The sequence below is a fragment of the Ruegeria sp. CH11 genome (genome assembly GCF_056537105.1).
Map to the genome: position 1 here is coordinate 662,085 of NZ_JBQFQX010000001.1, position 12,337 is coordinate 674,421.

At 59.0% G+C, this 12,337-nt stretch carries 10 protein-coding genes; 5 read left to right on the forward strand and 5 right to left on the reverse strand.

The genetic code is table 11. The features are described from left to right. Positions 1-70 precede the first annotated feature (70 nt). The 4 genes from ACR0LX_RS03270 (at position 71) to ACR0LX_RS03285 (ending at position 4,747) form a co-directional block, all read left to right on the forward strand. Positions 71-1,822, forward strand: a complete 1,752-nt coding sequence (locus tag ACR0LX_RS03270) for an acetolactate synthase 3 large subunit (protein ID WP_480568728.1) — start codon at positions 71-73, stop codon at positions 1,820-1,822. Positions 1,823-1,864: 42 nt separating this feature from the next. Then, complete coding sequence (locus ACR0LX_RS03275) at positions 1,865-3,121, forward strand: glycosyltransferase family 87 protein (protein ID WP_480782543.1); 1,257 nt, start codon at positions 1,865-1,867, stop codon at positions 3,119-3,121. Positions 3,122-3,129: 8 nt separating this feature from the next. Further along, complete coding sequence (ilvN, locus tag ACR0LX_RS03280) at positions 3,130-3,690, forward strand: acetolactate synthase small subunit (RefSeq protein ID WP_480568723.1); 561 nt, start codon at positions 3,130-3,132, stop codon at positions 3,688-3,690. A 310-nt stretch (positions 3,691-4,000) separates the two neighbouring features. Further along, positions 4,001-4,747 (forward strand): helix-turn-helix domain-containing protein, encoded by a 747-nt coding sequence (locus ACR0LX_RS03285; protein WP_480782544.1) that lies wholly within the window; start codon positions 4,001-4,003, stop codon positions 4,745-4,747. Between the two features lie 25 nt (positions 4,748-4,772). Here ACR0LX_RS03285 and ACR0LX_RS03290 read toward each other — a convergent pair whose 3' ends face one another. The 4 genes from ACR0LX_RS03290 to prfB form a co-directional block, all read right to left on the reverse strand. After that, positions 4,773-5,561 (reverse strand): DUF2189 domain-containing protein, encoded by a 789-nt coding sequence (locus ACR0LX_RS03290; RefSeq protein WP_480782545.1) that lies wholly within the window; start codon positions 5,559-5,561, stop codon positions 4,773-4,775. 28 nt (positions 5,562-5,589) lie between these two features. Then, positions 5,590-6,987, reverse strand: coding sequence for an amidase (locus ACR0LX_RS03295; RefSeq protein WP_480782546.1), 1,398 nt, complete (start codon positions 6,985-6,987; stop codon positions 5,590-5,592). Positions 6,988-7,092: 105 nt separating this feature from the next. Further along, positions 7,093-7,779: a M50 family metallopeptidase gene (locus ACR0LX_RS03300; protein WP_480782547.1), complete on the reverse strand. Its 687-nt coding sequence runs from the start codon at positions 7,777-7,779 to the stop codon at positions 7,093-7,095. 7 nt (positions 7,780-7,786) lie between these two features. Next, positions 7,787-8,914, reverse strand: coding sequence for a peptide chain release factor 2 (gene prfB / locus ACR0LX_RS03305; protein ID WP_480782548.1), 1,128 nt, complete (start codon positions 8,912-8,914; stop codon positions 7,787-7,789). Positions 8,915-8,991: 77 nt separating this feature from the next. Between prfB and ACR0LX_RS03310 the strand changes: the two genes are divergently transcribed. Next, complete coding sequence (locus ACR0LX_RS03310) at positions 8,992-9,825, forward strand: aminoglycoside phosphotransferase family protein (protein WP_480782549.1); 834 nt, start codon at positions 8,992-8,994, stop codon at positions 9,823-9,825. Here the strand turns inward: ACR0LX_RS03310 and ACR0LX_RS03315 are convergent. After that, entirely contained in the window at positions 9,819-12,308 is a 2,490-nt protein-coding gene (locus ACR0LX_RS03315; RefSeq protein WP_480568701.1) for a penicillin-binding protein 1A, read from the reverse strand. The genes ACR0LX_RS03310 and ACR0LX_RS03315 overlap by 7 nt on opposite strands. Positions 12,309-12,337: the final 29 nt, after the last annotated feature.

The following is a 12,337-nucleotide window of genomic DNA, read 5'->3' on the forward strand; positions in this document are numbered from 1 at the left end:
GCGCCTCCGAAAAGTCGGGGGCTTTTTTTATGCGGAACGCAAGACACATGTCGCGAACGGAGCAAAGCAGATGACACGTGAGATGACCGGCGCAAAGATGGTGGTTCAGGCCCTCAAGGATCAGGGTGTGGACACGGTATTCGGATATCCCGGCGGCGCCGTCCTACCGATCTATGATGAGATCTTTCTGCAAAACGACATTCGCCACATTCTGGTGCGGCACGAACAGGGCGCAGTTCACGCTGCCGAAGGGTACGCCCGGTCGACCGGCAAACCCGGTGTTGCGCTTGTGACCTCTGGCCCCGGCGCGACAAACGCTGTGACCGGCCTGACCGACGCATTGCTCGACTCGATCCCGATTGTGGTTCTGACTGGTCAGGTTCCGACCTTCATGATCGGTTCGGACGCATTTCAGGAGGCCGATACCGTTGGCATCACCCGCCCCTGCACCAAGCATAACTGGCTGGTGAAGGACACGGATTCGCTGTCTGAAACCATGCATGAGGCGTTCCATGTCGCAACTTCGGGCCGCCCGGGTCCGGTTTTGGTCGACATTCCCAAAGACGTGCAGTTTGCGAATGGTGAATACAAGGCACCCAAACCGTCGACCTCGCATTACCAGCCCACGCTGAAAGGCGATCTGGAAGAGATCACAGAACTGGTCGCAGCGATGGAAACCGCCAAGAAACCGGTATTCTACACCGGTGGCGGCGTCATCAACTCGGGCCCTGCCGCCAGCCAGCTTCTGCGTGAGCTGGTGGACGCAACGGGCTTTCCGATCACCTCGACCCTGATGGGATTGGGTGCCTATCCTGCCTCGGGTGAGAACTGGTTGGGCATGCTGGGCATGCATGGTCTCTATGAGGCCAACCTGGCGATGCATGACTGCGATCTGATGATCAATATCGGCGCGCGATTCGACGACCGGATCACCGGTCGCATCGACGCCTTCTCGCCCAATTCGAAGAAGGCGCATATCGACATCGATCCGTCCTCGATCAACAAGGTCATCCGTGTCGATATCCCGATAGTCGGCGACGTTGCCCATGTGCTCGAGGACATTCTGAAGGTCTGGAAAGCGCGCGGGCGCAAGACCGATGCTGCAAATGTGAAGCAGTGGCAGGCCCAGATCGCCGAATGGCGCAAGGTCAACTGCCTTGCCTTCACCAACAGCGAAAAGTCGATCAAACCGCAATACGCGATGCAACGTCTTGAAGAACTGACGAAAAAGCACGATCGCTATATCACGACCGAAGTCGGTCAGCACCAGATGTGGGCCGCCCAGTATCTTGGGTTCGAGGACCCCAACCGCTGGATGACGTCGGGCGGTCTGGGCACGATGGGGTACGGCTTCCCTGCCTCGATCGGCGTTCAGATGGCGCACCCGGATGCGCTGGTGATCAACGTGGCGGGTGAGGCATCGTGGCTGATGAACATGCAAGAGATGGGCACCGCCGTACAGTATCGCCTGCCGGTCAAGCAATTCATCCTGAACAACGAACGTCTTGGCATGGTTCGCCAGTGGCAGGAACTGCTGCATGGCGAGCGGTATTCGCATTCCTGGTCCGAAGCCCTGCCCGATTTCGTCAAGCTGGCCGAGGCATTCGGAGCCAAGGGCATCATGATCAGCGACCCCGCCGATCTGGACGACGCAATCATCGAGATGATCAATTATGACGGTCCGGTGATCTTTGATTGTCTGGTCGAAAAGCACGAGAACTGCTTCCCCATGATCCCGTCGGGCAAAGCCCATAACGAGATGCTGTTGGGTGAGGCTGAAACACAGGGCGTGATCGACTCGAAAGGGTCGGTTCTAGTTTAACTTCTTTGCGTAAGACTCAGGTAATAAATAACAAATCGATCAATGAAACAGATGGACCTAAATCGCGATCAGGAAACCCAGCGCGCCGAGGCGCGGTTGGCGATTTTCAAAGGGCGCAGGGGCTGGCAGGCTGGAACCCTGATGCCCGCGCTTTTGTTAGCGTTTTGCGCGATCTGGATTTCGTTGAGTTGGATTGAACTGCTCGAGGACGGCAAAGCGTCGTTGAATGTGGATTTCCGAGTGTTCTGGGCGGCCGCAACTCTGGCCGCCTCCGGCGCACCGCTGGATGCGCTGAACATCGATCAGTTGTCTACCGTCCATGGCGTTTTCGACGATGAGTGGATGCCCTGGGCTTATCCGGCTGGATTTCTCGTCGCCTTGATGCCACTGGGCCTTTTGTCGTTCTCTGCCGCATGGCTGGTTTTTACCCTAGCCTCAATCGGTGCCTCGCTGGTTGCGTTCCGTCCGTTCTCGGGTGGCATCACGCCGGTGTGGCTGGGATTTGCACTGGCCCCGGCAATGATGCCCAACCTGACCATGGGGCAAACCAGCGTTCTGTGGACTGCGGGCATTGTTGGTGCATTGGCGCTGATGCGCGCCGAACGTCCTATTCTGGCGGGCATTGTCATCGGGTTGCTGACGCTCAAACCGCAACTTGGGCTGCTTATCCCTATCGCGCTGATCGCCGCATCGGCCTGGACGACCTTTGTATCGGCAGCGGTCACGACGATTGTGATCACCGCAGTTTCGACGCTCATCGTCGGCGTTGAATATTGGCCCGAAATGGTCGCAATGATGCAATATCACTTCGACAATGTCCGCGGAGCCAGCAACGAAAACTCGCTTATGATCAGTGCGTTCTCGGCGTTTTCCGGTCTTGGAATTTCGGATCAGGCGGCGCTGATACTGCAATGGATCATGACCGGGTTGGCGGCTGTTATCGTCTTCGTTGCCTGGCGCAGCCCGAAGATCGGGTTCGACCTGAAGGCCGCGACGCTGTTGCTGGGCATTGTTACCTCGACCCCCTATCTGTGGTTCTACGAATCCGCCCTGCTTGCACCTGCAGCACTGTTTCTGCTGCGCGCTGGTGTTCTGGGTGGCAACACAGCCGGGCTTATACTCGCCGGTCTGATGTGGCTGGGTATCACACCTGCCTTTCTGATCATGTTCTTTACCGACCTGCCAAACATGGGCATGCGGTTCGCATTTGCTCCGGTCGCGCTGGCCGCCGTTATCGTATGCGTGTCCGCCATTGTTCGTCGGCTTCGCACTCCCCTTCCTGCTCCTTACGCTTCATAGGAAACACCATGACACCGCTAAACATCGTCAAAGGCTCTACCCGCCACTCGGCCTATAACCTACGGCCCACCTTCTCGGACGAGCAGGAGCGCCATACGATTGCGCTGCTGGTCGAAAACGAACCCGGCGTGCTGGCCCGTGTGATCGGACTGTTCTCGGGGCGTGGATATAACATCGAAAGCCTGACAGTGGCCGAGGTCGACCATACCGGCCATCTGAGCCGCATCACCATCGTCACTACAGGCACGCCGCAGGTGATTGAGCAGATCAAGGCGCAACTGGGCCGGATCGTGCCTGTTCATGACGTGCATGACCTGACGGTCGAGGGTCCTTCGGTCGAGCGGGAACTGGCGATCATCAAGGTTGTTGGCGAAGGTGAAAAGCGGGTCGAGGCGCTGCGTCTGGCGGATATTTTCCGCGCCAACGTGGTGGACAGCACGCTGAACTCATTCATTTTCGAGATCACAGGCGTGCCCGACAAGATCGATGCCTTCGCAGACCTGATGCGCCCGCTGGGCCTGGTCGAGGTCGCCCGGACCGGAGTCGCGGCCCTGCTGCGCGGCGACTGAGCACCAATTCCCAGCCCGACGGGCTGACCCACCTGCGGTCAGCCTTGCAGCCTGCGCGTCCCGATCCGCCATCGGAACCAATAGAACCCAGTAGCGTGTATTGTTCTTAATCGGGAAATACCGAGCAAAAGAGCATGCAAAATGCGAAAAAGCCTGTTGCGTTTGCCACATCCGCCGCTAGCTTAAGGGCCGCAACGTGACGGTGTTCGCCGTCCGATGGGGTCTTTTTGGTGATTTTGGCTGCAGATCGGTCTCGCGGACCGACGGGGTCGTGTTTTTTGCTGAAATACCGGCAGATACTGGGATGGACATGACCAATCGCTCTCGCAGCCCTGAAGAACTGCGCACTATGTTCGGAGCAAACCTGCGGCTTCTGGCCCAGAACTACCCTTCGGTTTCAGAGCTGTGCCGGCAGCTTGGCATCAACCGGACCCAGTTCAACCGCTATCTTTCGGGCGAGAGCTTTCCCCGGCCTGATGTTTTGGATCGGATTTGCGGGTTCTTCAATGTGGACGCCCGTATTCTGCTAAAGCCATTGGGCGAATTTGAAACCCAGCCGCGCCATCCTTCGATAGATTTCCTGGATCAGTTTCTTACGGCGCACCGGCAACCTGATCTGCCTGTCGGATTCTTTCATTCGGCAGAAACCGATCCCGATGACACCGATCACGTTCAAAACCGGCTGTTCTACGTCCGCAAGACCGGACAGACGACGTTGTTGCGCGGATATGAACCACGCGCGCTGATGCCCGAAAAGCCACCTGCCGCACGCGAGGTTCGAGGGATTGTCTGCCGCTCGGGGTCGCGGGTATTCGTGCTGATGTCGCGCCGCGGTGGAAGAGATCACCGGGTGATGTCTGTATCTGAAAGCCCCAGCGATGGCGCGCCAATCTGGACCGGGCACATAACCTATCTGGCAGGCGCGTCCGGCAAACAACCGGTCACGCGGGCGACTGCGCTGGTCCATCTGGGCGATAGCCTTCCAGTCGCGCTCAACCTGGGCCGCGCGGCACCCGAAGCACCGTCGAGAACAGACCTCACCACCGCACTTTCGTAAGCGCTCTCATATTGCAGCCGCCGGATCAGCCGTCTTGCGTGACCGAGCCGCTGTCGTCCGATATCAGCCGATACAGGTGCCAACTGGCATGTCCCAGCACCGGCAACACAACCAACAGTCCCAGAAACCAGGGTACCATCGCAACAAAGGTCACGATTGCGATGAATGCGCCCCACATTACCATCACCCGGAAGTTTGTGCTGACATAGGAATAGCTTGAGATCATGGCGGTGACGAAATCCAACTCGCGGTCCAGCAGCATCGGAATTGACAGCACTGTGATCATATACAGCACAAGCGCAAATACCGCCCCGACAGCTGATCCGAAAGCGAGCATGGTCAAACCGTTCGCGCTCAGCAATACCTCGAAAGAAGACGAGACATTGGTCATCGTCGAAAGCCCCAGAAACAGGGCGAAAATCATGTGTCCAAGAAAGAACCAGAACAGAAACATCACAACGATGATGGCACAAATGGATGGCAACTGACGGCGGCCTTGCTGAACAACGACGCCAAACACGCCTGCGAAATCCAAGGGCTCGCTTTGTTCTAAACGGCGTGAAACCTCGTAAAGACCAACGGCGGCAAAGGGGCCGATCAGCGGGAAGCCAATGGCGGCCAGCACCAGCCAGAATGACGTGCCGGTTTTCAGCGTCACCCAGGCCATCAGCCAACCGGCAAGAACGTAGAACCCGGCAAACAGCAGCCCAAACACCGGTGCACGACGGAAATCCAGCCACGCCATCGCAAGGGCCTGCCGCAACATTGCCGTATCCACAGGCTTTAGCGGCGGTACGCCAAACGGTCTTTCCATTCCCAGTTTCTCCTCCTGCCAGCCGGTGTCACATGGCCGGCTTGTTCTGCGGCCATTGCGTCGCGGCGTGATAGGCCGCCCCGATCGACAACAGGCGAGCATCCGATCCGCGCGGGCCAAACATCTGCACCCCCATGGGCAGACCCTGCGCACCAAACCCTGCAGGAGCGGACAGGCAGGGCAAACCCAGCAGGCTGACCGGTGTGACGACCTGCATCCAGCGGTGGTAGGTGTCCATCGCCGTTCCTTCGATCTCGGTCGGATAGGACAATTCGACGGGAAACGGCCAAATCTGGGCGGCCGGCAGGATCAGCACATCGAAATCCTCAAAGACCTCGACGGCCTGCCTGAACCATTCCGAACGGATCACGCTCGCCTGATGGACCTCCATCGCACTTAGAGCGAGCCCCCGCGACAATTCCCATTGCGCGCTGTCCTTCAGCTGCCCTCGGCGGTCAGTGAGCGGCAGCAACCCAGCAGCAACACTCCACGATCGCAGTGTGATCCAGCTGTCCCAGATTCGATCCGCATCAAAGGGTGGTGCAACCTCGTGTATCTCGGCGCCAAGATCCGCCAAGACGCGTAGCGTGTTCTGGCAGGTCTCCAGCACCCCCTCTTCGCAGGGAAAGGCACCACCCCAATCGCCCAGCCAGCCAATCCGAAGCCCAGCGAGCTCCACCTTTTCCAGTGGCATAACTGGTGCAACGGGGCGGCTGTGCGGTTGCCTCGGGTCCGGCCCGGACAGCACATCCAACAACAGGGCCAAATCCTCGGGGCTGCGCGCCATTGGACCTGCGGTGGAAAGCTGGTGCAGAAAACCATCGCCGATCGGCTCGGACGGGATGCGCCCCCAACTGGGTCGGAACCCATAGACGTTGTTCCACGCGGCCGGGTTTCGCAAACTACCCATCATGTCCGATCCGTCCGCCAGAGCGACCATGCCTGTTGCAAGAGCAACCGCCGCACCGCCCGAAGACCCGCCACAGGACAGCGTTGGGTCGTAAGGGTTCAGCGTCGCCCCATAGACCGGGTTGAACGTGTGTGATCCCAATCCGAACTCGGGCGCGTTGGTCTTGCCGATCAGGATGGCCCCCGCGGCCCGCAACCTGGCGGCAAGCAGGTCGTCTTTCGCGGGCACATGATCGCGAAACATCGGCGAACCATGGGTCGAGACGATACCGGCCACTTCGACCAAATCTTTTACGGCTATGGGCATTCCGTGCAGCGGTCCGCTGACAGCGCCCGCATCCTTGGCGCGGGCCTCAGCCAGTAATGCGTCGGCGTCGCGCAGTGCAACGATCGCATTCACCGCGCCATTCACAGCTTTGACGCGGTCAAGCGTTGCCTGCATCAATTCCTCTGACGACAGACGTCCAGAGGACAGTTCGGCCTGCAAGTCAACGGCAGATGATCGGGTGATATCCATCAGGGTCTCGGGGCTTTCGCAGCTATTCGGGTCTAGCCTAGCGAGGGTCCACCCTCATTTAAACCCACAGTTTGAATACATCTTTTCTGGCAAGAGCGACGTGACTTACCGAATTTTCAGGTCAAACCGCAAATTGCTGTCTCGACCAAGACAGCGTCTGAGGCACCAGAAAATCGCCAACAGACTCAGCAGCAACCACAATCCACCCCATATCATCGTGGTGCCTCCGAATTCTTCGGCCAGCATGTAGGCATCCGAGCGAATGCCCGAGCGCCTGATTGTGTCGTCAAAGATGTCGTAGGGAACGTAGATCATACTGGTCAGGCCGATAATCCGCAGCACCAGATCGCAGATCGGACGGCTGAGATACCACGCCATCGCAATCATCGCGGCACCAACGCCCGCACAGAACGCAATGGCAAAACTGTCGCGCACATAGAGAACGGCGACCAGCAGCATGACACCGCCAAACCCGCCGAGCACCGCTTTGTCCCAATGCGTACGCAGGGCGATGAGCAACAAACCCATGCCCAGCAGCAACGACCCAAGATAGCCAGCGGACAAGCTGAAGAAGCGATTGCCTCCGCGCCCCACAACCAGCCCACCCTGTTGCGGGGATACTGAGAAGCTTTCGACCGAGCCTCCGGTCACGATGATCATGATGGCGTGTGACAGCTCGTGCAGAAAAACAACCAGTATCTTCAGCGGCAGCACGAAGGGCGTGCCCCAGAAGATAAAGACCAATGCGACTATCGCGATCAGCTGCCAGTGGCCTTTGATCAGGTTGATCACAGCCCGATCAGCCCTCGCCCTGCGCCTCGGACCGGCTTTTGCCCGATACGTTCATCGCCAGCGTCGCGGCCATGAACCCGTCCAGATCACCGTCCAGCACACCCTTGGTGTCTGAGGTTTCGTGGTTGGTCCGCAGATCCTTGACCATCTGGTAGGGCTGCAGCACGTAAGACCGGATCTGGTTGCCCCAACCGGCATCGCCCTTGGCCTCGTGCGCGGCGTTGATATCAGCGTTGCGGCGGTCGAGTTCCTGCTGATACAGGCGAGATTTCAGCGCCTTCATCGCAATGTCGCGGTTCTGGTGTTGCGACTTTTCGGAACTTGTCACCACGATTCCGGTCGGGATGTGCGTGATCCGCACTGCCGAGTCCGTGGTGTTCACGTGCTGACCGCCCGCACCCGAGGACCGATAGGTATCGATGCGAATATCCGAAGGGTTCACCTCGATCTCTATGTTGTCGTCCACAACCGGGTAAACCCAGACCGAACTGAACGACGTGTGCCGTTTGGCCGCTGAATCAAACGGAGAAATCCGCACCAGCCGATGCACGCCGCTTTCGGATTTCAACCAGCCATAGGCGTTGTGGCCGGAAATCTTATAGGCGGCGGATTTGATCCCCGCCTCTTCACCCGACGTTTCGGATTGCAGTTCGACCGTATACCCCTTTTTCTCGGCCCAGCGAACATACATCCGCGCCAGCATCGACGCCCAGTCGCAGCTTTCAGTGCCGCCTGCGCCCGAGTTGATTTCCAGGAACGTGTCGTTGCCGTCCGCCTCGCCGTCCAGCAGCGCCTCAAGCTCTTTCTTGGCGGCCTTGGCTTGCAGCTTCTTGATCGCGTCTTCCGCGTCCTGAACGACCTCTTCATCCTCCTCCATCTCGCCCAGCTCGATCAGCTCGATATTGTCGCTGAGGTCGGTTTTGATGGATTCATAGGTTTCGATGGCGTCGACCAGCATCTGCCGGTCCCGCATCAGTTTTTGCGCGTTTTCGGGGCTGTCCCACAGGTTGGGGTCTTCGACACGGGCGTTGAATTCCTCCAACCGGTGCGGCGCGGTTTCATAGTCCATGCGCTGCGCCAGCAGCTCCAGCGACTTTTCAATTTCCGCCACGATGTTCTGGGTTTCGGCGCGCATGGTCTTGTCCCAAATTGCTCAATCAGGCCTGCGTGATAGCAAGAGCTTGGGGCCACCACAAGACAAGTGAGGCGGGAATGCAGGACGTGCCAGACAAGATTTTGTCCCGTTGGGGTCTGACGGTCATTGCCGCCGTCTCTGAGACAGGACATGCCCGGGTGTGGAATGTCAAAACGGCTGCAGGGGACACGGCGGCGCTCAAGGTGTATCGGCGTGCGAACCGGGGAAACGAGGCCCCTGGCATCCGGTTGCTGCAAGCCTGGGAAGACAGGGGCGCGGTTGTAATCATCGCTGAAACCCCGACCGCCGTGTTGATGAACTGGCTGGACGGGCCGTCGCTGGGCGATATTGCCTGCGGCGGCGAAACGGATGATGCGGTCACACACCTTGCCGATATGGCCCGCCAATTGCACCAAAGCCCGCCGCCTGATGTTCCCGGTCTGGCCTCACTCCAGTCTGTGCTGGCACCGTTTTTCAACTGCCGCTTTGCCACGACATGCCCGGTCGGTCTGAAAACAGACATGCAGCGCGGAATGGAACTTGCACGGCACCTGCTGGACAGTCAGCACGTTCACGTGCCCCTGCATGGCGACCTGCACTATGACAATGTCCTGCTCGTCGGTGGTGGATTGCGGGTCATTGATGCCAAAGGATATGTCGGCGATCCCGCGTTCGAGATGGCGAACGCCCTGCGTAACCCAAAGGAACTGCCGGAACTGGTGCGCAATCGCCGCCATATCGACAAATGCCTGGACCTGTTTTCCGAGGCGATGAGCGTCTCACGCAGCCGTCTGGCCAAGTGGTCGGCCGCCAAATGTGCGCTGTCGATTTTCTTGCGCTCGGGCCGCGTTGTCACCGAGGACGCCGAAGCGGACCTGCTGAACCTGCTGCTGCGCGCGGCGGATCAGTAAAGCCCGCCGCCCTGCAACTCACCCTGACTGGCGTTTGGCCCGACGAGAATCTGATCTCCGGTCGAGGTTGTGACCTGCCGTCCTCCTCCGCGCACCTCTTCAAACAGAGGCAGATCGGATCCCATTGCAAATCCACCATCGAACACGCGGTCGATAAAGCCGTCGACACCATCACGGAAATATTCGGCAACCACGTACTCGCCACTGGCATTGTCCGGCAGACGCGCGCCGCTGAACCGGTCGATCTTGATGAAATGACCACCCGGAGGAACGTCGAACGGCCCGCCGCCGTACTTCTCGACCGCCTTCTCCATAAAGCTCTGGAACACCGGGCCGCACATCGTGCCCCCATAGGCCCCCCGCCCCATCGCGCGTGGACGGTCGTAACCGATATAGCAGCCGGCCACGATGTTGGACGTAAAGCCGATGAACCATGCGTCTTTGGAGTCATTGGTGGTGCCGGTCTTGCCCGCCGTCGGCACGGGCAGGTTGACATAGCGCGACGCGGTTCCGCGATCGACCACGCCCTTCATCATCGAGGTCAACTGATAGGCCGTTATCGCATCCATAACTTGACTGCGATCCGTGATGATCGTGGGCGATTCATCCGGCTCGAGCCAGCTTGAATTACAATCCGTGCATTGCCGGTCGTCGTGGCGATAGATGGTCTTGCCAAACCGGTCCTGAATTCGGTCGACCAGAGTGGGCTCGACCCGCTCGCCGCCATTGGCGAACATCGCATAGGCGGCAACCATCTTGTACAGCGTGGTTTCCTCGGACCCCAGCGAGTTCGCCAAAAACGCGCCCATCCGGTCGTAAACCCCGAACCGCTCGGCATAACCGGCAACCACCGGCATGGTGATTTCCTGTGCCAGACGGATCGTCATCAGGTTCCGTGACTGTTCAATTCCCGTGCGCAGGGGCGTTGGTCCGTAGAATTTGTTCGACGAGTTCTTGGGACGCCACAGACCCTGCGGCGTGTTCACCTCAATCGGCGCGTCCACCACGATGGTCGCGGGGCTATAGCCACTATCCAGCGCGGCGGCGTAGACAAAAGGCTTAAAGCTGGATCCCGGCTGGCGCTGCGCTTGCGTTGCGCGGTTAAAGACGGTGTCCTGGTAGGAAAACCCGCCCTGCATCGCCAACACACGGCCCGAGTTCACGTCCATCGCGACAAAGCCGCCCTGCACTTCGGGCACCTGACGGGCAGACCATTGCCCCTCTTCCCCCGCCATCACAAGGATGACATCACCGCGTTTGAAATTGGCGGCAAAATCGCCCTGCATCCATTTGATATCCGAGCGCGGGATCACGCCATCTGCGGGGCCATCTTCGATGCCGACCGTTAGGGACTGCTCGGCCACGTTCAATACAACGGCCGGGTACCATTGGGTCGGCAGCACGACGTCACGCGGGATTTCGATGATCGACAACGCCTCGCGCCACTGGGTTTCGTCTGCCAGCTTTTCTTCGGCGATCACCTCGCCGGTACCCCGCCACTTGCCACGGGACAGGTCGTATTTCTGCAACGCCTCACGCAAGGCCCGCGCAGCTTCGACCTGCATCTCTTCGTCCACGGACGCGCGCACGGTGAAACCGCCGGTAAAGAACTCACCCTCACCGAAATCCTCGCTCAGCTGGCGGCGGATTTCATCGGTGAAGTAGTCACGCGGCGGCAACGCGGTGCGGAAGCTTTCAAAATCGCCGTTCTGCACCGAGCGCAGCGGCATCTCGACCTCGGCATCATACGTCGCCTGGTCGATATACCCGTTCTGCCGCATCTCACGCAGCACATAGTTACGACGGTTCAACAGGCGTTCTTTCTGGCGGACCGGGTGATAATCCGACGGCGCTTTGGGCATCGCGGCCAGCATAGCGGCCTCATGCGGTTCGAGCTCTTGCAGCGTCTTGTTGAAATAGGTCTGCGCAGCAGCGGTCACACCATAGGAGTTCTGACCCAGAAAGATCTCGTTCATGTAAAGTTCGAGTATCTGTTCCTTGTCCAGCGTATCCTCAAGCCTTGTGGCGAGGATGATCTCCTTGATCTTGCGCTCGGCCCGGCGGTCGCCGGACAGCAGGAAGTTCTTCATCACCTGCTGGGTGATAGTCGAGGCCCCCCGGACGGTTTCGCCCTTGGTGCGCACCGCCTCAACCCCCGCAGCGATGATACCGCGCGGATCGTATCCCTGATGGGTGTAGAAATTCTTGTCTTCGGCCGAGATAAATGCCTGTTTCACCAGATCGGGAATTTCCTCGGACGGTGTGAACAGGCGACGTTCCTGCGCGAATTCATCGATCAGTTGACCTTCGCCCGAATAAATCCGGCTGATCGTCGGCGGTTTGTACTGCGCCAGCGATTCATGGCTGGGCAGGTCGCGGCCATACATCCAGAACACCGCGCCGATCACCAGCGCAGCCATAAAGATACCCAGGGTCACGAGGCTGAAAATCGCCCCGAAAATCGAAAGAATGAAACGGATCACGTTACTGCCTTTTGCTCGCGGTGCCGCCT

What these genes read in the sequence shown, in the direction of transcription:
- ACR0LX_RS03270 (WP_480568728.1), top strand. Translation starts at nt 71, where the DNA reads ATGACACGTGAGATGACCGGCGCAAAGATGGTGGTTCAGGCCCTCAAG.
- ACR0LX_RS03275 (WP_480782543.1), top strand. Translation starts at nt 1,865, where the DNA reads ATGAAACAGATGGACCTAAATCGCGATCAGGAAACCCAGCGCGCCGAG.
- ilvN (WP_480568723.1), top strand. Translation starts at nt 3,130, where the DNA reads ATGACACCGCTAAACATCGTCAAAGGCTCTACCCGCCACTCGGCCTAT.
- ACR0LX_RS03285 (WP_480782544.1), top strand. Translation starts at nt 4,001, where the DNA reads ATGACCAATCGCTCTCGCAGCCCTGAAGAACTGCGCACTATGTTCGGA.
- ACR0LX_RS03290 (WP_480782545.1), bottom strand. Translation starts at nt 5,561, where the DNA reads ATGGAAAGACCGTTTGGCGTACCGCCGCTAAAGCCTGTGGATACGGCA.
- ACR0LX_RS03295 (WP_480782546.1), bottom strand. Translation starts at nt 6,987, where the DNA reads ATGGATATCACCCGATCATCTGCCGTTGACTTGCAGGCCGAACTGTCC.
- prfB (WP_480782548.1), bottom strand. Translation starts at nt 8,914, where the DNA reads ATGCGCGCCGAAACCCAGAACATCGTGGCGGAAATTGAAAAGTCGCTG.
- ACR0LX_RS03310 (WP_480782549.1), top strand. Translation starts at nt 8,992, where the DNA reads ATGCAGGACGTGCCAGACAAGATTTTGTCCCGTTGGGGTCTGACGGTC.